The organism is Bdellovibrio sp. HCB288 (assembly GCF_047305935.1).
Classification (GTDB): Bacteria; Bdellovibrionota; Bdellovibrionia; order Bdellovibrionales; family Bdellovibrionaceae; genus Bdellovibrio.
Window position 1 is genome coordinate 861,843 of the sequence record NZ_CP178619.1, and the last position, 20,157, is coordinate 881,999.

General features: G+C 47.1%; 20 protein-coding genes. 14 read left to right on the plus strand and 6 right to left on the minus strand.

Annotation, left to right across the window (positions count from 1 at the left end; translation table 11 throughout):
* Nucleotides 1-91: 91 nt before the first annotated feature.
* The 4 genes from ACLVWR_RS04130 (at nt 92) to lspA (ending at nt 4,914) form a co-directional block, all read left to right on the plus strand.
* Nucleotides 92-1,972 carry an ATP-binding protein gene (locus ACLVWR_RS04130; RefSeq protein ID WP_413582641.1) on the plus strand — a complete coding sequence of 627 codons (1,881 nt, stop codon included), beginning with the start codon at nt 92-94 and terminating at the stop codon, nt 1,970-1,972.
* Complete coding sequence (locus tag ACLVWR_RS04135; protein ID WP_340597657.1) at nt 1,965-3,488, plus strand: sigma-54 dependent transcriptional regulator; 1,524 nt, start codon at nt 1,965-1,967, stop codon at nt 3,486-3,488. Before ACLVWR_RS04130 ends, ACLVWR_RS04135 begins: the two co-directional genes overlap by 8 nt.
* Nucleotides 3,489-3,777: 289 nt before the next feature.
* Nucleotides 3,778-4,386, plus strand: coding sequence for a hypothetical protein (locus ACLVWR_RS04140; protein ID WP_413582642.1), 609 nt, complete (start codon nt 3,778-3,780; stop codon nt 4,384-4,386).
* A 21-nt stretch (nt 4,387-4,407) separates the two neighbouring features.
* Nucleotides 4,408-4,914, plus strand: a complete 507-nt coding sequence (gene lspA / locus ACLVWR_RS04145) for a signal peptidase II (protein ID WP_340597659.1) — start codon at nt 4,408-4,410, stop codon at nt 4,912-4,914.
* Nucleotides 4,915-4,924: 10 nt separating this feature from the next.
* On the opposite strand, the gene ACLVWR_RS04150 is transcribed toward lspA, so the two are convergent.
* The 3 genes from ACLVWR_RS04150 to ACLVWR_RS04160 form a co-directional block, all read right to left on the minus strand.
* Nucleotides 4,925-5,455, minus strand: coding sequence for a response regulator transcription factor (locus ACLVWR_RS04150; protein ID WP_413582643.1), 531 nt, complete (start codon nt 5,453-5,455; stop codon nt 4,925-4,927).
* Entirely contained in the window at nt 5,452-6,717 is a 1,266-nt protein-coding gene (locus ACLVWR_RS04155; protein WP_413582644.1) for a sensor histidine kinase, read from the minus strand. The genes ACLVWR_RS04150 and ACLVWR_RS04155 overlap by 4 nt, the downstream gene beginning before the upstream one ends.
* 89 nt (nt 6,718-6,806) lie before the next feature.
* Nucleotides 6,807-8,237 (minus strand): cyclic nucleotide-binding domain-containing protein, encoded by a 1,431-nt coding sequence (locus ACLVWR_RS04160; RefSeq protein ID WP_413582645.1) that lies wholly within the window; start codon nt 8,235-8,237, stop codon nt 6,807-6,809.
* 104 nt (nt 8,238-8,341) lie between these two features.
* Here ACLVWR_RS04160 and ACLVWR_RS04165 point away from each other — a divergent pair, with 104 nt between their 5' ends.
* From ACLVWR_RS04165 to ACLVWR_RS04210, 10 genes are all read left to right on the plus strand, one after another.
* Nucleotides 8,342-9,088, plus strand: coding sequence for a prolipoprotein diacylglyceryl transferase (locus ACLVWR_RS04165; protein ID WP_413582646.1), 747 nt, complete (start codon nt 8,342-8,344; stop codon nt 9,086-9,088).
* Between the two features lie 177 nt (nt 9,089-9,265).
* On the plus strand, nt 9,266-10,000 hold the full coding sequence (locus ACLVWR_RS04170; protein WP_340597664.1) for a hypothetical protein: 735 nt from the start codon (nt 9,266-9,268) through the stop codon (nt 9,998-10,000).
* A gap of 98 nt (nt 10,001-10,098) precedes the next feature.
* The gene (locus tag ACLVWR_RS04175; RefSeq protein WP_340597665.1) at nt 10,099-10,344 is read left to right on the plus strand and encodes a DNA gyrase inhibitor YacG; all 246 of its coding nucleotides are present in this window, start codon (nt 10,099-10,101) and stop codon (nt 10,342-10,344) included.
* A gap of 159 nt (nt 10,345-10,503) precedes the next feature.
* Nucleotides 10,504-10,776, plus strand: coding sequence for an HU family DNA-binding protein (locus ACLVWR_RS04180; protein WP_142701575.1), 273 nt, complete (start codon nt 10,504-10,506; stop codon nt 10,774-10,776).
* A gap of 139 nt (nt 10,777-10,915) precedes the next feature.
* Entirely contained in the window at nt 10,916-11,905 is a 990-nt protein-coding gene (pfkA, locus tag ACLVWR_RS04185; protein WP_413582647.1) for a 6-phosphofructokinase, read from the plus strand.
* A 74-nt stretch (nt 11,906-11,979) separates the two neighbouring features.
* Nucleotides 11,980-13,101, plus strand: a complete 1,122-nt coding sequence (locus tag ACLVWR_RS04190) for an ABC transporter substrate-binding protein (protein ID WP_340597667.1) — start codon at nt 11,980-11,982, stop codon at nt 13,099-13,101.
* A 22-nt stretch (nt 13,102-13,123) separates the two neighbouring features.
* Nucleotides 13,124-14,026 (plus strand): branched-chain amino acid ABC transporter permease, encoded by a 903-nt coding sequence (locus ACLVWR_RS04195; protein WP_413582648.1) that lies wholly within the window; start codon nt 13,124-13,126, stop codon nt 14,024-14,026.
* A 2-nt stretch (nt 14,027-14,028) separates the two neighbouring features.
* Complete coding sequence (locus tag ACLVWR_RS04200; protein WP_413583479.1) at nt 14,029-15,006, plus strand: branched-chain amino acid ABC transporter permease; 978 nt, start codon at nt 14,029-14,031, stop codon at nt 15,004-15,006.
* Nucleotides 14,981-15,757, plus strand: coding sequence for an ABC transporter ATP-binding protein (locus tag ACLVWR_RS04205; protein ID WP_413582649.1), 777 nt, complete (start codon nt 14,981-14,983; stop codon nt 15,755-15,757). Before ACLVWR_RS04200 ends, ACLVWR_RS04205 begins: the two co-directional genes overlap by 26 nt.
* Entirely contained in the window at nt 15,757-16,470 is a 714-nt protein-coding gene (locus ACLVWR_RS04210; protein ID WP_413582650.1) for an ABC transporter ATP-binding protein, read from the plus strand. The genes ACLVWR_RS04205 and ACLVWR_RS04210 overlap by 1 nt, the downstream gene beginning before the upstream one ends.
* 43 nt (nt 16,471-16,513) lie before the next feature.
* Here ACLVWR_RS04210 and ACLVWR_RS04215 read toward each other — a convergent pair whose 3' ends face one another.
* From ACLVWR_RS04215 to ACLVWR_RS04225, 3 genes are read right to left on the minus strand one after another with little or no spacing between them, the layout of a single operon-like run.
* The gene (locus ACLVWR_RS04215) at nt 16,514-17,884 is read right to left on the minus strand and encodes a hypothetical protein (protein ID WP_413582651.1); all 1,371 of its coding nucleotides are present in this window, start codon (nt 17,882-17,884) and stop codon (nt 16,514-16,516) included.
* A 27-nt stretch (nt 17,885-17,911) separates the two neighbouring features.
* A complete protein-coding gene (locus ACLVWR_RS04220; protein ID WP_413582652.1) occupies nt 17,912-19,324 on the minus strand; it encodes an ATP-binding protein in 1,413 nt (470 codons plus the stop codon).
* On the minus strand, nt 19,305-19,979 hold the full coding sequence (locus ACLVWR_RS04225) for a response regulator transcription factor (protein ID WP_340597673.1): 675 nt from the start codon (nt 19,977-19,979) through the stop codon (nt 19,305-19,307). The genes ACLVWR_RS04220 and ACLVWR_RS04225 overlap by 20 nt, the downstream gene beginning before the upstream one ends.
* Nucleotides 19,980-20,157: the final 178 nt, after the last annotated feature.

Here is a 20,157-nt window from a genome sequence, read left to right on the forward strand (position 1 = left end):
CAAAAAAGTGAAGCCTCGCGGCTCTGTGCTTTCAGCGACTCAAGTTGAAGACAACTGCATTCCCGTAAAATAATCAGGAGCAACAGCTTCCATGAAACTGCCAAGTCCATTTGAGGAAATTGCAAACTCCTCGAAACCAGCGCAATACCGTGTGTACGCGATCAGAGCTGTCTTAGCCATGATCATGGCGGCGCTTATTGCTCAAATCAATCTGGATTACCTTGAGTCTTGGCTATACGACTTCCGCATCCGCTCCGAGGTTCTGCAAAGAACTTCCGGAAAAATTGAACTGGTTTACATCAAACCCTCCACCATTCAAATTTTCAAAGGCCAACCCAACGCCAAAGATCAGTCAGCGATACTGCACAACCTGCTGGCGGCCGAGCCACGCGCGATCGTCTATGATTTCCCAATCGAGCAGGCTCAGGGAAGTGAGGAGGATAAATCCGAGTGGGCGCAACTGATCTCCAGCCACTCCAATGTTTTCGTGGCCACTCCGGATACTCCGCTGAAGGGCGAAGAGCGCAGTCTTTATCTGCCGATTCCCTACGACAGCATCCGCATGGTTTCCGCACCTAAAACTTCTGACACGATTAACTTTGCCAAAGACCGTGTCACCCGCCGCATGTTGCTTTCCTATCAAGGCGCAACCATGCTTCCTGTGACTTTGGCGGCACTCTACAATCCAGAAGTTCAAAACCCAGAGAACATCCGTGGTCATTTTGATTTCTACGACACAACTCAATCTTTCATCGACTTCCGCCGACCTGGCTCATTCCCATCAGAGGTCTTTGACGATCTTGCCAATGGTTCTGTGGACTGGAGTCGCTATAAAGATAAAATAGTGATAATCGGCACCGACCTGAACACCAGTGAGGCTGACTACATTCTTACGCCTTACAGTCGCATCCCGTCTGCCATGACCCGCATCGAAATGCAGGCCAATATGACAGACACGCTGATCCGCAACTCCAGCCCTTTGCGCATGCCTCATTATGTGAACTGGATTATGCTGACTTTGATTTCTATCCTGGCAATCCAGATCGTCCTGAGCATGAGCCCGGCAATGGGCTTGGTTATTTTGGTTGGAACACTTTTCAGTTTCTCAGCCATTTCATTTGCTCTTTTCTGGCTGTTCGGATGGTGGATCACTATGGCCGCGCCTTTGTTGGCGGGCTTTTTGGTCTATTACTTCTTTATTCCTTATCGTCTGATTATTGAAAATCGCCGCAGCTGGGAATACTACCAGAAGAACAAACTGCTTAGTCAGGTTGAAGAGTTGAAAACCAACTTCATTTCCATGATGTCACATGATTTGAAAACTCCAATCGCACGGATTCAGGGCATGACGGATGTGATTCTGTCAGATCAGGTGACTCTGAGCCCGCAACAGCGTGAAGCGGTGGATACGATCAAGCAATCCTCTGATGATCTGCTGAAATTCATCAGTTCCATTCTGAACTACGGAAAAATCCAAAGTGAAGGTGTGGAATTGCATATGCAAACCAAGGACATTAACACCATCCTTCAGGAAGTAATTCGCAAGCATGAGTTCCTGGCTAAAGTAAAACGCATTCAAATCGTGTCTGAGCTGGAGCCTTTGTTCCCAATCCGCATGGATCCGGATCTGATGAGACAGGTTTTGTCGAACCTGGTGGAAAACGCCATCAAGTACAGCCCGGATGACACGAAAATCCTGGTTACCAGCGAGGAAAAGGCCGACCGCGTGGTCATTCAGGTATCCGATCAGGGGCCGGGAATACCTGAGGATGAGCTGAACAATATCTTTATGAAATTCTTCCGCAGCAAGAACGTAAAGAGCACGCAGATCAAAGGTTCGGGCTTGGGCCTGTATCTGGCTAAATATTTTACAGAGTTGCACAAAGGTAAGATCTTTGTGGAGTCGAAAGATGGCAAAGGTTCCACATTTACGGTAGAACTGCCGATGGAACAAGGGGGCGTTAATGCTTAAGGTTTTGGTAGTAGACGACGATCAGGGTTTAAGACTGTCTGTTAAAACAGCATTAACATCCAACCAACGCTTCGAAGTTGACGAGGCCTTCGATGGCATCAATGCCATGGAGAAAATCAAAGCCGGCACCACCAAGTATGACCTTGTTATTCTTGACGTCGACATGCCTCGCATGAACGGCCTTGAGACTCTTCGCCAAATCAAGGAATTCGATTCCGGCATTATCGTTATGGTGATGACAGCACACGCAACCCTGAACGATGCCGTTCAAGCCGTTAAAGATGGTGCTTACAACTATCTTTCAAAGCCAGTTGCTGGCGACGAACTTCTGGCTTTGATCGACAAAGCCGTCAACGCACATAACTTGATTTCCAATATCGCATTCTCTGCACCAGTCATGGTGGAGGAAGGTCGTAAAATTATCGGCCATACTTCACAAATGCAGAAAGTGTTCAACATCATCCACCGCCTTGCGAAAGTGGACACTCCCGTTTTGATTCGTGGTGCTTCCGGTACCGGTAAAGAACTGGTGGCCAAGGCAATCCATTTTAACTCTGCCCGCAAAGACGAAAAATTTGTCGCTATCAACTGTTCGGCAATTCCTGAAAATCTGTTCGAGTCAGAGCTTTTCGGACACGAAAAAGGCTCTTTCACAGGTGCTGATCAACGCAAGATCGGTAAATTCCAATTTGCCGAAGGCGGCACTCTGTTCCTGGATGAAGTCGGCGACATGCCACAATTGATGCAGGTTAAGATCCTGCGCGTGCTTCAGGAAAAAGTATTCACTCCGGTTGGATCCAACCGTGAATTCCCAACGAATGTGCGCATCATCGCCGCGACCAACCGTCCTCTTGAAGACATGATTAAAGCGGGTTCTTTCCGCGAGGATTTGTTCTATCGTTTGAACGTGGTACCTATATTCCTTCCAGCTCTTCAAGAGCGTAAAGATGACCTTGAGCACATGGTTACCATCTTCATCAAGAAGTTCAATCAGGCTCATGGCAAGCGCATTAACGGCATCACACCGGACGCTATGAATGTTTTGAAAAAACACTCTTGGCCAGGCAACATCCGTGAGCTTGAAAACGTGATCGAGCACGCCTTTGTATTGGAAACAACAAATCTGATCACAATCGCCAGCCTTCCAGAGGCTTTGTTAATCGCCACGGGCACTAACTTGATTGATTTGACTCCGTTTGAGCAGGCGCAAGACATCGCTTCTGCCGGAATCGTAAAAGCAGCAAGTGCTCACGCTGGTTTGGGCGATGACGAAGACGCGGCTGGCAGCGATATCGAAACTCAGGATCTTGAAGGAGAGGAAATCGTTCCTTACTCTGGCGAGAATCTGGATTTCAATGCGCAAAAAGAAGCATTCGAAAAAGAATTTATCATCAAAGCACTTAAGACCTTCCGCGGCCGCATCAATCAAACAGCATTGCATGCGAATATTCCAAAGAAGACTCTTTTGCGAAAAATTGAAAAGTACGGCATCAACGCCAAAGACTATTCAATTTAAGCATCCCCTAAAATCCGCTTCAGATAAGGCCTTCCCATCGGAAGGCCTTTTTTATAAGGTGGCAAAGTATCGAGCCACAAAGAAACCACCTCCCCAAAATCAAGTTAAAGTTCGCAATAAAAAATCGGTTTCTGCATCGCCTCTAGTTTATTCAGAGCCAATTGAAGCCCAGATTTAGTGTTGCCTATAAATTCAGCACAATATGTTTTGCATTGTTGCCTCTAAGGTCATTGACTCGATGTTATGAAATTTGTAACGTCACTCCCTCGACCCTAAGGAAAATCTGTTAATGACTATGAACCCCTTGCCGCCGCAGGCTTACACAAAAGAGACGCTGCTGAAAGCCTATCAATGGCTGATGTCGCAAAACTCTAATATCAAGGAGATCGCAACGACTCCTGATATGCTTGTTAGTTTGTACCTGAAAGCGACTCGCGATGGTGAAAGTGCCTTGGAGCGTCCAAGTATCAAAAACTTCAAGTCAGAATTGAAAAGCTTGGCCGGATTGATGGGTGAATTGGATCGCCCTCAACAGCAACAGCATCAGCATCAGCCCCAACAACAGATGCAACAACAAGCACCTCCACAACCTGCTGCTGGCGCGACATACCACACCCCTGTTCAACAGGTATTGCAGCCTCAGCAAGCCGCTCCAGTTGTGACTATATCGGCTCCAATCGCGCCACCCGTCATGCTTCCACAGACACACCAGGCTTCTTACACCGAGAAGACTCTGACGACCACGACTCAGACTTTCGACGTAATGGAGCTGTTTGATTGCGGGACTAAAGCAATGATTCAGGAAGTCAAAGTTGAGTTCAATTTAAGTTCTGATCTTGAAGTCTTGCGCATGCTGATAAAAATCGGTTATGTGAAGTCCAAAGGCATGTTAAAGTAATCTGAACATTGAGGCCCTTACATGAATAAAAAATACATCTGGCTGGTCGCTATTTCCGCTTTCTTGATCGCTTTGGATCAAGTGACCAAACTATACGTCCATACGCATTTCCACCTGGGCGAATCCGTTGTCGTCATTCCTAATTTCTTCAATCTGACTTATGTCAGAAACTTTGGCGCAGCGTTTGGCTTCCTGGCGGAAAGCCATCCTTCCTTCCGCGAGTTGTTCTTCCTGTCCATGCCACCGATCGCTTTGATCATCATCCTGGGCATCCTGCGCGGAGTGAAGGACGACGACACGAAACAGATCATCGCTTTGTCGAGCATCTTTGGCGGCGCAATTGGTAACTATATTGACCGTATCCGCTTCCGCTATGTTATCGACTTCCTGGATTTTCATATCTACGGAAAATGGAGCTGGCCGGCGTTTAACGTTGCCGATATGGCGATCGTCGGTGGTGTGTGCTTGTTGCTACTACTGATGTTCCTGGAAAACAGCAAAAAGAAGGAATCTGAAAAAGGCGCTTAGAGCGCCTTTTTTATTTGTTTGGAATGTTCTTTCGAAGTTTGCGCTGCAGGCTTTGACGATGCAACCCCAGTTTTTTCGCGGCCTGAGTGATATTACCATTGGACGAGTTCAGAACATAATCTATGTACTCACGCTCCATGCGGGCCAAGGAAATCTCTGCCTCCTCAGTATCAGCAGCGACCGGGCTTTCATCGTCGGCAAATGCCCGAACAATCATCTCCGGCGTCACTGGCTTTGCCAAAAAGTTCTCCGCCCCCAGCTGCATGGATTTCACGGCAGAAGCCACGGATCCAAAACCGCTCATCATGATCACACGTGCGCTGGGAAATTTGGCGCTGATTTGTTTTATGAAATCCAGCCCATTGTCATTTCCAATACGCAAATCCAGCAAAACTCCGTCTGGTGTTGCCACACGATTCAGATCCGGCAACTGTGCAAAACTTTGAACCACGAAATCTCGTTCTTCCAGCTCTTGATGCAATACTTCGCGCAGGCGTTTGTCGTCTTCGATCAAAAGAATATTCTTTACCCGATTTTTCATCCACGCTCCTCAAAAGGAAGAGACAGGCGAGCCGTTGCACCTTTCCCTGATGAATTGTTTCCCAATAAAAATTCGCCACCCATTGACTGAGCCGTCAATATTGCTGAATAAACCCCAAGTCCGTTACCCTGCTGTTTGTTGGTGTTGAAGGGTTCGCCCAAACGCTCAATGACTTCGGCCGCCAGGCCCGCACCGTTATCAACGACTTCAATCACCACTTCCTGATCATCTTGGTAAAGCTTCAAGGTGATTTCAGCGGGAGCCTGAGAAGCTTCCAAGGCGTTATCCAATAAATCCAGAATCATCTGTGCGAACGATAAAGGCTGCAGGCGACTGTAAAACTGCCGGTCACTGACAATTTTATTGATAGACGTCTTATTGTCGAATTCCCACGAGCGAACGATATCCTGAAGAACCGCATTAACGTTAAGCTTTTGCAGCTCTCCATCGGCCGAAGTCATAAACACTCCGGCCATTTTTTGAAATACCGAAATACACTCGTCCAATGAAAGTTGCGCCTGTTGAATTTCCGCATGAGCCGCCACCGGATCGCCAAGCTTTCGGACGCCGCGATCCAGACGCAGTTTCAGGGAATTTAACGGCGTCGCCATCTCGTGAGAGAATCCCGCCGCCAGAGCACCCAGGGATTTTAATCGGTCCGCGCGGTATTGTCGGTTTTGCAAACTGCGGATTCGCTCTTCATGCTTTTCCAGAAGCCCCGAAAAAAGATGCGCCACAAACCACGCGCCAGCAACCACCACCCACTGAAACAGGAAATCAAAATACAAAGCCCGACGGTCCACATTCAGAGTCATGGCAGCATCGCGATTTGTTTCAAACTGCAGAATCGCCAGGAATACCAAAATCAGAACCCCAAAAAGGATGCTTTTTTTACGCAGCAACATCCCACCCAGAAAGGCATGCAGAGTCAGTACATAGATAAAAGGATTCACCGCGGACCCACTCACAAATAGCAATCCGGCCACAGCCAATAGATCCACCAGCAGTTGTACAAATAGAAGCGATTGCTCTTGTGCCGCTTTGGCCTTGCTCCAAATTCCCTGGGTCAAACCATTGAATACCGCCAGCAATGCGATAACGGCCATGAAATAAAACAGCTGTTCCTTAAGAAGGTAGCCCGCTTGAAGCAGTGGCACCGTCCCCAGCATCATGAAAAAAATGGCGATCCAACGAAAGCGAACGATCCCCTGAATAAGGGTCGAAGATTCCGGCCAAAATGCTTTGATAAGTGACGATGACATGAGGTTTACATATGCCAGAGAGGTCTACACAGCAAGGATTTGCGCGTTCCTGCAACCATCCGTTGCACTGACGCGCTGGCGCATTCTGCTTATGAGAAGAAATAGTGGAAAGACGGCTGAGCCAGGCGTTTTTGCCCATCCAAATTGAACAGACAAATCACCTCAGTTCGCACACCTTGCTTTACATTGAAAATGGTCAAATCTGAGTTTTCAATGATCTGATGCAAGCCACGTCCCGCACCACCCTTTTGAGTGTTCAGGCTTCCAGCTGCACCATTGTAGCAAGACTCAAGATAATCAATGATCACTTCCTTCTTCAATGCCCCAAAAGGATCGACCACAGCCACCGCCGCCATGACACCGTCCGTGGCATAGCGGAAAACAGACTGCTGATGAGTCTCCAACTGAACTTCTTCTTTACGGCTGACATGATTAAAGATCGCATGACCTTGAGAGTCCACCGGAGCATCGTAGATGGCATTCATCAACATCTCTTCGGCCACTGTATTCACACGGTCGACCACGGAAGTTCGTACACCCGCTTTTTTCAAATAGGCGCACATATCCTCACGAAGTTTTTCACGCTGGCTTGAATGCGTGACGATTTTCTTTTGAATGTCGACTCCCCAAGTAAGGTATTTGTCGACGCCAAACAGATCTTTATTCAAGAGTTTACCCAGTGCCGTCAAAACAAAGCGAATCGTCGCGTTCTTGTCCTCGGCATCGCGGGAAATGATATTTTTAACAAAGCGATTCTTCAGAAGTATGTTCAAGTTCCCTTGCACATCGTGGCTGGTCAATAGAATCACATTCGGGCTGAGTTTCTTTTCCTCGACCTGACGAAGCACTTCCACACAGCTTTCTTCACCAATGACCACGTCATATTTATTGGCTTGCAGGAATTCCAGAGCCTGAGAGGCGTCTGTGGCAATATCCAGCTGCACACCGGTACTGCCCAAAGCCATTCTTAGTGGCATTTGCTGCTTTTTATCGGGCTCAATCAACAATACATTGCCGCCAGCTCCACGCTGAAGGGCATTTTGTGCTTCATGCAATTCACGGTTCAGAATCTCAAAAAGACGTGCTTTTTCATTGGTCTTAATCAATCGCTCCGTCAAAATCATGCAATAGATCTGATATAAAAGGGCTTGGAAACGATCTTTGTCCTTAGGATGAACGTGGGCAAAGTCCTCGTCTTTAATGATGAAACAGCTGACTTCAGACACGGCAGTCACAGAAGTGGATGCGGGATTCGAAGTGATGACACTCATCTCCCCCCATACATCGCCCGCATTATCAAACGTAGCCAGGACTTCACCCGCCAACGAAATCTCGAGCTTTCCGGATCTTAAGAAGTACAGGTTGCGATTCGTTTGCCCTTCTTTCAGGACAACTGTTCCAGAAGGATATACTTCGGCATGCATCATGGCTGCGACTTGCAATAGCAAGTCCGTGCTGAATGATTTAAAAAAGGAGTATCCCTTAATTTCCTGAACGATATCTGCCGGATGCATTTTCATATGCTACAATTATGTAGTCGGACATTGGGCGATGGGTAGTTTCACTTGAATATTCTTCGGAATTTTTGAAAAATTAAGTCTATCGTCGGTATCCCGGAGGATCCGTGTTTCCAATCATTAAATTGTCTTCTGAGATTCAGATTCCCACTTATTACCTGGTCATCAGCGTAACTGCGATCATTTGTCTGATGTGGGCTGTCCGCCGTAGTCATATCTATCATTTACATCAAAAGGAAACCCTCGACTTAGGTCTTCTCATCATGATCTTCGGATTCCTGGGCGGTCGATTGTTTCACGTGTTCTATGAAAGTTTTGATTACTATAGAGAAGACTTCCTCCGCATCTTTTATATCTGGAACGGTGGATTCGTATTCTATGGAGGTGCTGTTCTCGCAGCATTTGCTGGAATCTGTTACTTGTATTTCAAGGACTACAAAAGACTGGAAGACTATCTGGATCTTTTGGCTCCAGTGCTGGCCTTGGGATATGGCCTGGGACGCGTGGCTTGTTTACTGGCGGGTTGTTGCTACGGACGAAGCTGCGAACTTCCTTGGGCCATTGCGAATAAACATCCCACTCAATTGTATGCCATCCTCTGGGAGGCCGGCGTATTGTTTTTGCTTCTGGGGTTTGAGAAATCACGCGCCCAATACAACTACTTTAAGATATCCGGGCGGATCTTTTATTCCTGGATGATTTTGCACGGAATTGGTCGCCTTATAATGGAGTCCTTTCGCGCCGATTTCCGCGGTCCCACGCTGGGCGCCTCTATTTCCACGTGGATCAGCTGGGCGATCATCGCTTTCGGCTTCTTACTGCTGCTAAAAAAGCCCCTAGATTCAGATATTTAAAGTGTCTCATGTTGAGACTTTCGACAAAAGGTGACACAAATTGGCGGACTGTCTAAACAGTTTAACACCCTAACCCCTCTCAAATCGTAATTAACGAAACCCTGCGCACAGTTGGCGATGGCATGTCTCGCGCATTGCATCTGTAGTGAAGAAGTTTAATTAATGAGAGAGGTCTATATGAAAAAGCTCATCCTATCCTTAGTCACAACAGTCTCTGTGCTGACTTTCGTTGGTTGCAGCAACGGTGACAGTGGCGGTAACGGAGTTGTTCCAGTTACCTGTAACGCAGGCACTACTTGGAATGGTTCATACTGTGTGGGCAGCAATGGCGGCATCGTCAGCCCAGGCACAACAACCATACGCTACTTCGATTATGTTTATTACTTTCAGATTGATTATTGGACGAAAGCTCCACTGGCTGTAAATCCAAGTGCAAAACGCTACATGAAAATCACAAATTCTGCTGTCTATAAGAAGTTTTTGAAAGAAGCGATGGCAGTGTGTGACAGAAATATCTGGGGCTGGAACTCCGGTTACTCTGACTGCAATGCATGGGCTAACGGTTCCATGATTTTGCAAGTCGACTTGAATAACAGCTTGAAGCCTTCAGTTTATTTCACAGCAATTCCATCCCAGCAGTACTTTAACTTCAGTTTCGGTATTGATGGTGGCGGTATGGCTTACAACCCACTGGCTTTGATTCAAAACACTACATACAGCTTGATCAACCAAAGCAAAGGTTTCGAGATTCGCTCTAACGGCGCATCAACAAACGGTGGCGGGTTGCACTTGATCCAAATCCAGGTGTTCAACGGAACAACTGCTGACAATCAAGTGAACTACCAAATTGCTTACCCTGACTCCAAGGGCAAAGGCACTGTCTTCGCAACTGGTACTTTGACGAAATACTAATTGTCGCTTCTCTAACAACCGATTGCTCAACTTCGCAGTGCATGGCGCAGGTGAACAATCGGTTGATCTCGTTTCAACTCTGCGCAAATATTCCCTTCATGAGTGAATCAGAAAAACCCCCAGGCAAAACAGTAAAGTGTCCACAGTGTGGCAAACCCGCTTTGTACTCACCAGAAAATGCATTTCGTCCTTTTTGCTCTGAACGCTGCCGTCTGATTGATCTTGGCGAGTGGGCTTCAGGTGGATACGCGATTCCCGTCAAGAATGATTCTTCAAGTGATTCTTTAACTTCCATCGACGATGCTTACGATGATGAAGATGAAGGCAACAACCACCGACATTAGTGCACGCATGAAAATGGCTCTGCGAGCCTTTTTCGTAAATTGCTATTGACGAAGCAAAGTTTTTAATTTGTTATTTGAAAGTCATTGGAAGACGAGAATTTATCATCAGGATGTATTAACAACAGGGACACACAAATGTGTCACTAAAGAGGAGTTCACATGAACAAGGCTCAATTGATCGAAAAAATCGCTGGCGAAACTAAAGTTTCTAAAGCACAAGCAGAAGCTATCCTTGACTGCGCAGTAGAAAACATCAAAAAAGCAGTTAAAAAAGGCGACGACGTTAAACTTGTTGGCTTCGGTACTTTCACTAAAGCTAAACGCAAAGCTCGCACTGGTCGCAACCCACAAACTGGTAAAGCAATCAAAATCCCAGCTGCATGGGCTCCAAAATTCCGCGCTGGCGCTGAATTCAAATCAATGGTTAAGTAATTAGTTAACACTAATTAAAATCATTAAAAGGCGTTCCCTCGGGAGCGCCTTTTTTTATGCCGTGTCACAGAACAGTCGGAACCCGCAGAGCACGGGGATTCCCTTTGAAATTTCCTCCTCCCAGCGCTAATCTAGCGCAATGGCAACATTCAATAAAAAGATCCAAAGATTAGGCGTGTATACAAGTGGTGGCGATGCTCCTGGAATGAACGCAGGACTTCGCGCAGTCGTTCGTGCAGCAATCGCAAACAAGCTGGAAGTTTCCGCAATCATGCAAGGCTACGTCGGAATGATGGAAAATCATATTGAGTCCATTGACCAGCGCTTTGTTGCAAACATCATTCAACGTGGTGGCACTGTCATTAAAACAGGTCGCTCTACTGAATTCACAAAACCTGAAGGCCGCGCCAAAGCCGCAGCCAACTTGAAGTCTCACGGCATCGATGCCTTGGTTTGCATCGGCGGTGACGGCTCCTTCCGTGGTGCTCATGCCCTTTGGGAAGAACACCAAATTCCTGTCGTGGGAATTCCCGGAACTATTGATAACGATGTGTTTGGCTCTGATAAAACGATCGGCTTTGATACTGCTGTAAACACTGCTTTGGAAGCGATCGACAGAATCCGTGACACAGCTGCTTCACATGATCGCCTGTTCATCGTGGAAGTCATGGGGCGCAACTCCGGCCACATCGCATCTTATGTGGGACTTGCCGGTGGTGCTGAAGAGATCTTTACGCCGGAAGCCACAACGACAGTTGATAAAGCTGTTGATCGTATCAAAGAAGGTATCTCCAGAGGGAAAACCAGCTCAATTCTAGTCACAGCAGAAGGCCAAAAGCCAGGTCGAGCTTATGATCTTGCCGATGCTATCCGCAAGAAAACAGGCTGGGACGCTAAAGTTTGCATCTTGGGTCACCAACAACGAGGCGGTTCTCCAACTGCTGCCGACCGCATTCTTGCAAGCCGCATGGGAGCCGCAGCCGTGGATTCATTGCTGAAAGGTCATTGCGACATCATGATCGGCACTGAAGGTGAACGACTGGTCGAAGTACCTCTCGACATTGTAACGAAGACCGAGAAAAAAGCGCATCTTGACCTCATCAGTCTTGCAAGTGTTTTAGCCACTTAAAAACCCTTGACCTCTTTTGTAGATACTTGAATTCTAAACGCTATTCGCGTTTTAGCATTACAAAAGAGGTCTTTATGAAACGTCTGTTAGTATCCCTTTTGCTGGCTCTTCCTTTGCTGGCTGGTTGCACGAAAAAAGATAACGTTATCATGATCGGTGAATACGATTCATTGTCCGGTAGCGATGCCACGTTTGGCTTGAGCTCAAACAAAGGTGTCCGTCTGGCATTTGATGAAATCAACGCTGCTGGTGGTATCAAAGGCAAAAAAATCGAACTTAAAACCATGGATGACCAAGGTAAAAACGAAGAGGCCGCTGCGGCAACTACTCGCTTGATCACACAAAACAAAGTGGTCGCAATTATCGGCGGCGTCGCTTCCGGTCGTTCCAAAGCGGCGGCACCGATTGCACAAGCCAAAGGTGTTCCGTTTGTCTCCCCGGCATCCACAAATCCTGACGTAACAAAAGTCGGCGATTATGTATTCCGTGTTTGCTTCATCGATCCATTCCAAGGATCTGTGATGGCCAAGTTTGCGACTGAGAATCTGAAAATCAAAAAAGTTGCAATCCTTCGCGACGTTAAAAACGACTACTCCGTAGGACTGGCTGATGCCTTCCTGACAGATTTCAAAAATCGCGGTGGCGAAATCGTAGCGGACGTTTCTTACCAAGCGGGCGATATTGATTTCAAAGCTCAGCTGACGCAAATTCGCTCCAAAAATCCTGAAGCGATCTATGTTCCAGGTTACTACACTGAAGTGGGATTGATTGCGCAACAAGCTCGCCAACTGGGCATCAAAGCTCCTTTGATGGGTGGCGACGGATGGGATTCCGAAAAATTGCACGAGATCGGAAAAGAAGCGATCAATGGCAACTACTACTCAAACCACTACACTGTTGAAAGCACAGATCCTGCAGTGACTGAATTCATCAAAAAATTCAAAGCGAAATACAACGAAACTCCGGATGCGTTGGCGGCTTTGGGTTACGATGCCGCTAAAATTCTGGCAGCCGCTATGGAGCGTTCTGTAGACTTGTCAGGTAAAGCGATTCGTGATGAACTGGCTAAAACAAAAGATTTTCCTGGCGTGACTGGAAAAATCAGTCTGAATGAAAACCGCGATGCTGTTAAGAGTGCTGTAGTGATTCAGGTTGATGGACCAAACCGCAAGTACATCTCGACAGTGACGCCTTAATCGGCCCCAATAAAGGACGGACATGCAGGATTTCGCACAGCACTTAATAAATGGTATCAGCCTTGGCTCCATCTACGCACTGATCGCTCTTGGCTACACCATGGTGTACGGAATCCTGAAAATGATCAACTTCGCCCACTCTGATGTCTACATGGTGGGCGCCTTTGGTGCCTACTATGTCGCCCGGGCCCTGGGTATCGAAGCTCAGCCCGGTATCGGTTCCTTGGCAGTTCTACTGATTTCTTCGATGGTCGTTTGCAGTGTCCTGGGTCTTTTGATTGAAAGACTTGCTTACCGCCCCCTTCGCTCAGCACCTAAATTAAACATTCTGATCACCGCCATCGGTGTCAGCTTGCTGCTGGAATACGGTGGACAAGTTGTATTCGGAGCCGATCCCAAAGTCTTTCCTGAAGTGATGAAAGATTTTGTGATCTTCTCGTTCGGCAATGTGGAACTGAAGTCCTTCGATTTGACAGTCCTTCTGGTCAGTGTCATCGCGATGATGGCCCTTCAATTCATGCTCTATAAAACCAAACTTGGCAAAGCCATGCGTGCGGTCAGCGCCAATGCTTCCGTCGCCAGCCTGATGGGCATTAACCCGGATAAAATTATCGCTTTCACATTTATCGCGGGCTCGGCCCTGGCCGGAGTGGGCAGTGTCCTGGTCGGCATGAAATATCCGAAGATTGATCCCTTGATGGGTATGATGATCGGCATGAAGGCCTTCGTGGCCGCCGTTCTGGGTGGCATCGGCAACGTACGTGGCGCCGTTCTTGGAGCCTTGATCATGGGGCTTTCCGAAGAAATGGTCGTCGCTTATCTTTCATCCACATACCGCGATGCTTTGGCCTTCGGTATTCTAATTGTCATTTTGATCTTTAAACCTGCTGGCCTGCTGGGCAAGTACACTGTGGAGAAAGTGTGATGATTCGTGCTTTAAAGAATCCTCTTTTATCCCTTGTTGCAACCCTGATTCTGGGGCTGGTCTTTCAATTCGGATTTGATGAATACATCCAACTGATGGTTTTGTTCGTCACCGTTAACTGTCTGATGGCCATGAGTTTAAATCTGGTCAATGGTTACACGGGGCAGTTTTCATTGGGACACGCCGGTTTCATGGCGATCGGCGCTTACTTCACGGCCTACGCCTCCGTGAATTGGAACTTCCTGCCGGAGCAATTCCAAGGAATCACATTCTTTGTCTTCGCTATCGGCAGCGGTCTTGCCGCAGCCCTTGCTGGATTTCTGGTGGGACTTCCCTCTTTGCGCCTGAAGGGTGACTATCTGGCCATCGTCACTCTGGGTTTTGGTGAGATCATTCGCGTGGCGCTTTTGAATATGGACTTTTTGGGCGGTCCGCGTGGATTTGCCAACATTCCAGGGTTCTCCAGCTTTTACATGTCCTATGCCTTCGCCGTTCTTTGGATCCTGATTTGTTTCTTTACCATTTGGCGTGTGATGAGATCCTCTTGGGGACGCGGCTTCCTGAGTGTTCGCGAAGACGAAATCGCGGCCGAGTCCACGGGTATCAACACGACAGGAATGAAGGTTCGCGCTTTTGTTCTTTCCAGCTTTTTTGCGGGTGTGGCCGGCGCCTTGTTTGCTCACTTTACCAACTTCATCAATCCATCATCATTCACCTTCCTGCAAAGCGTGAATGCTGTGATCATGGTAGTTTTGGGCGGAATGGGATCCATGACAGGATCCATTATCGCAGCCATTTTTGTAACGGCACTGCCTGAAGCACTTCGTCCTCTGCAAGAAGTGACCGGTGTCGACCTGCGCATGGTTATTTACTCATTGTCTTTGGTACTTGTGATGATTCTTCGCCCTAAAGGCATCATGGGCGAACTGGAAATCACCGATCTGTGGAGAAAATATGTCCGACGTTCTGCTGGAAGCTAAAGGTATCACAATGCAGTTCGGCGGATTAAAAGCCGTCGACAATCTGTCCTTCAAAATTGAAAAAGGTCAGTTGGCGGGTTTGATCGGACCGAACGGTGCGGGCAAAACAACGGCCTTCAATATGCTGACAGGCGTTTACCAGCCGACACATGGCGAGGTTTTCCTGGATGGTCAATCCTTGACGGGCTTAAGACCCTACCAGATCTCCCAGCGTGGCATCGCCCGCACATTCCAAAATATTCGTCTCTTTAAAAATCTGACGGTGTTGGAAAACGTCCTGATCGCCACACATCAACATGTGAGCTATGGAATTATGGATGCCTTGTTTCAAACCAAGAAGTTCGTTGAGACTGAAAAGCAAATGACTGAAAAAGCCATGGACCTTCTTTCTCTTTTTTCCATGCAAAACAAGGCCGATGAACTTGCGAGCAGCCTCCCTTACGGCCAACAGCGCAAGCTTGAGATCGTCCGCGCCCTGGCAACCGATCCCAAAATCATCTTACTGGATGAACCTGCAGCGGGAATGAATCATTCGGAAACTCACCAACTGATGGAAACCATCGCGCAGATCAGATCCAAATTTAACCTGACGGTTTTATTGATCGAGCACGACATGAAACTGGTCATGGGAATCTGTGAGAATATTGTGGTGCTGGATCACGGAGTGAAAATCGAAGAGGGCACCCCCAAGCACGTGCAAAACTCCAAAAAAGTTATCGAAGCCTACCTGGGTGTGGAGGAAACTCACTAATGCAGACTCCAATTATTTCCGCTGAAAATCTGAACGTCTATTACGGATCCATCCAGGCCCTTAAAGGAATCACTTTCCACGTCAACAAAGGGGAAATCGTCAGTTTGATTGGTGCCAATGGCGCCGGCAAAACAACGACACTTCGAGCATTGTCTGGATTGGTTCCCTCCCAGGGCACAATCACTCTGCATGGCAAAGATCTGATGACCGTGCCATCCCACGACCGGGTGAAGCTGGGCATGGCTCAGTCCCCTGAGGGGCGCGGTGTGTTTCCCCAAATGAGCGTGCTCGAGAATCTGGAAATGGGTGCCTACCACCGTAACGACAAGGCCGAAATCAAAAAAGATTTTGAGATGTGTCTGGAACTGTTCCCGCGAATCAAAGAACGCCTTTGGCAGATGGCCGGGACATTGTCAGGGGGCGAGCAGCAAATGCTCGCAATCAGCCGCGCCCTCATGTGCAAACCTGAGATTCTATTGCTGGATGAGCCTTCTTTGGGACTTGCTCCCCTGATTGTAAACCAGATTTTTCAAATCGTGACCAAGCTGAATCAGGATGGAATGACAATTCTTTTGGTCGAGCAAAATGCCAAGCTCGCCTTAAGAATTTCTCACCGTGCTTACGTTCTGGAAACCGGCCGCGTGGTGATGCAGGACACAGGTATCAACCTTCTGAACAACGACGAAGTTCGTAAAGCTTACCTCGGCGTTTAAAAATAACCTTTGAATAAAAAAAACCGCCTGCGAGCGGGTTTTTTTATTTCTCTTCGTGTTTCCACTGCAGATAGTTGTTGTTGGTTTTGTTTTCAGGGTGCTGATGATACTCCTTATAGAGCTGCAACACGTCCCGATGAAAATTCGACTGATATGAGTGCACTCGACTGCCCAAGGCCCCAAAAATATTGAACAAACTGAACACCACAAGGACCGCTGAAAAAATCCAGGTAAATCTTCTTGCGGGCATTCTTTCACGAAGCTGGTTAAAGGCGATAGTAATCAACACTGTCACAATCGGAAATGCCAAAATCAAATGCCAGTGATTAAACTCCACCGGCGAAAGACCCGTGGCTAAAATCATCGAGCAGAACATGTAAAAAGCGTATAGATAAATTCGCTCTTCACCCTGCACCAAGGTGCGATCCTGGCGAATCTTGAAAGGGCGGTCCGTTTTCCAAACCTTCTTAAAGATTTTCCATTGAACCACGGCACTGAACACGACCGTTACCGCCGTGAACAGGTATTTGCCACCATGGAATGCTCCACTGACAATCTTCTGCACCGTCAGATCCTGAATCCACAGGAAATTAATCTCACTAAAAATATGACGACCATAGGAGATCGCACCATAGCGAATCCAATAAGAGATTCCTTTTAGCACCGGATAAACCAGGACAAAGTTTTTTCCAATAAACGAATTGGACTCTTTACTGACGGCCACGGCCAGCTCACGGTGCTCCAGATAAGCCATCAGCCACGGGAATAAACTAAGAGCCACTACCGCACTTCCCGCGACAAAGCCCCACCAATTCACTTTCAAGTACCTGAAACCCCAAAGTCCCAAAGACAGAATCCCCAGCATCAAGACAGAGAAATGGACCTGCACGCAGAAGCCAATTGTCAGGACGTGGAAAAACGTCATCCAGAAACTTTTCTTATTCATGTGGTAGGCGGTATAGAAGTGAACAGCAGAGAACAAAAACAAGTACGCCGGATTGTACAGTTCCGTCTGCTCCACGCGCCAAGGACTGAGCCAATACAACAAAAGAAAATCCAGGATAATGACCGGTTTAAAGTTCTTTTTCAGAACGTCAGCAAATAGAAGGTACGACATCACGTGGAAAAGTAAAATAACCGCCAAAGCGGAATAAGGCGAAAAATAGATTTTCATCGGAATTGCCGAAACGGCCGTCAAAAAGCTGCCCGGCAAAAAACCCATTCCGGTCGTCGCATTTCCAAAGTGTGACCACTGACCGTCATCAATCACGCGGAATGCTTTTAGCAACATCTGCACGTGATCGTTGTGCAAAGTGAGATGCGAAAAAAATAAAATACTGAAGAATAGGCCCAGGGAAAATAAGGTTAATTTGGACAGACACAGAGAGGCTGTTGTTTCTGGATTCTTAGACATGGGCTCACTTTGGCACAAAAGAGGCCCTTAGGCCATCTTTTGTAGTGTGATTTCCATCTCGGTTCCACGGCCATCTTTGACCGGGCTCTTGATACTTACTTTACCATCGTGCGCTTCGACTACGGCTTTTACGAACGTCAGACCCAAACCCATTCCGTATTCAGAACGGCTCTTGTCACTGCGATAAAGCTTTTGCCAGATCAAGCCGTGCTCTTCAGCGGCGATTCCGGGACCGGAATCCACGACTTTAAGAATAACGCTTTCCGTCTGATTGATAGTCTCGATGATCACTTCACCACCCGGAGGTGTGTACTTATGGGCGTTATCCAAAAGATTGGCGATCACACGACTGATCAATCTTGGATCAATCATCGCCCAGTCATGGGAATCCAATTTTTGTGTGACCTTGATGTTTTTTTCCTCGAAGGCCATTTCATAAAGGTCCATGATTTCACGCACCAGATCGCTGATAAACTTTTTCTCGATCTTCAGCTTTTTACTGCGATTCTCGGCCTCTGTAATATCAGTCAGGACCTGCAGGAAGTTCAGGATCTTATCTGAGTTCTCGAAGCAGCTTTGCAGGGCTTCGCGATAAGACTCCAAATCACCTTCACTGGTCAGTGCAATTTCCGCCCGGCCACGCAATCTTGTTACCGGCGTCCGAATATCATGGGCCAAATGATCAAAGGCTTCTTTTAATCCATTTACCAGGTTCTCGATCTTATCCAGTGCTTTATTGAACAACAGCTTAAGCTCTTCGAGCTCATCATCGCTGCCACCAATCGGCACGCGAGTGGAAAGCGATCCGCGCTCGATCTTTTTCATCGAGTTGATCAGATCACGAACAGGACTAAGAGTGGAATTCGATAAAAAGAGGCCACCCAAAAATCCAATCATCGCAACCGGAACCAGAGTCCACCAGAAAAGTCTTTGAAGATTGCGCAACTGGCGCGCCATCCCCTCCGTACTTTTCGCCAACATAAGGCGCTCGCCATTTTTCAGATTTCTTCCCTGAACCAAAACCGCCTCGGCACCCTGACGTTCAGGGATGGAGAACTCGAATGCATTTTCGCGATGATTTCGCAGTTCACGAGTCAAAAGATTCTTATCAAATTCAGGTGCAGGATTGGGCCAATGAGAGAATACGACATCACCGTTTTCATCGTAGATTTCAATCATCAATGAGGCATCACGGTCAAAGGTGCGCAAAACCTCGAAATACTGCTTAAAATCCTCAAGGCCATTGACCTCGATACGATTGGCAAACTCGTCCGTTTTAGAAACGAGAATCGCCCGCTCTTGATTTTGCAGTGAGTGCGTGATTTGAAAATAAAGGAAACTGAAGATCAGCGTGGAGCTCAGAATCAGTACCAGCGAGTACGCAAGCGTCAGCTTGGTACTGATTCTAAAAAGCGTGGGCTTAAGACCCTTTAAGAACATAACCTACACCTCTGACTGTATAGATAAGTCGTGTAGGAAAATCTTTTTCTAACTTGTTTCTTAGGCGGCATACCAATACGTCTACCACATTCGTTTGTGGATCGAAATCATAATTCCAAACTTCTTTGAGGATAGTTTGTTTTCCGATGATTTTGTTTGGATTGCTCATGAATAGATCCAACAGAACAAACTCGCGCTCTTGTAGATCCAACTTGCGGCCCGCACGAACCACATCACGGTTCAAACGATTCAATTTCAAATCCTGGAAAACCAATTGTGTCACTTCAGAAGCTTTCTGAGCGCGCTTTAACAGGTTCTTTACGCGGATTTGCAATTCAGCCATTGCGAATGGCTTCGTCAGGTAATCATCACCACCCATGCTCAAACCTTTAAGACGGTCATCCAACTCGCGCAAAGCACTCAAGATCAAAATCGGCGTGTTGATTTCTTTCTCGCGCAGAGACTTAGCAAACGTGTAGCCATCCATTTCAGGAAGCATCAAATCAAGTACAATAATGTCATAATGATTTGTCAGGGCTCTTTCGTAAGCACGTCTTCCGTTGGACTCAACGTCGACTTCACCTTCAAGCTCACCCAAACCTTGTTTTACGATTGTTGCAATCTCGTTGTCGTCTTCTACTACTAAGCATCTCATCTTAAGGAACCCCTCTGGACTAATGATTTAAACTTGCGCCAGTGTATATCAGGTTTGTTTCTAAACAAAAGGTTCAATTTTAACTAACCTTGCAAAAACGCCCATTATTACAGACATTTAATCGCCTACTTTGGGGAATAATGCCCTTTATTACTGGGTTTTAAAGCTTATGTGGGGC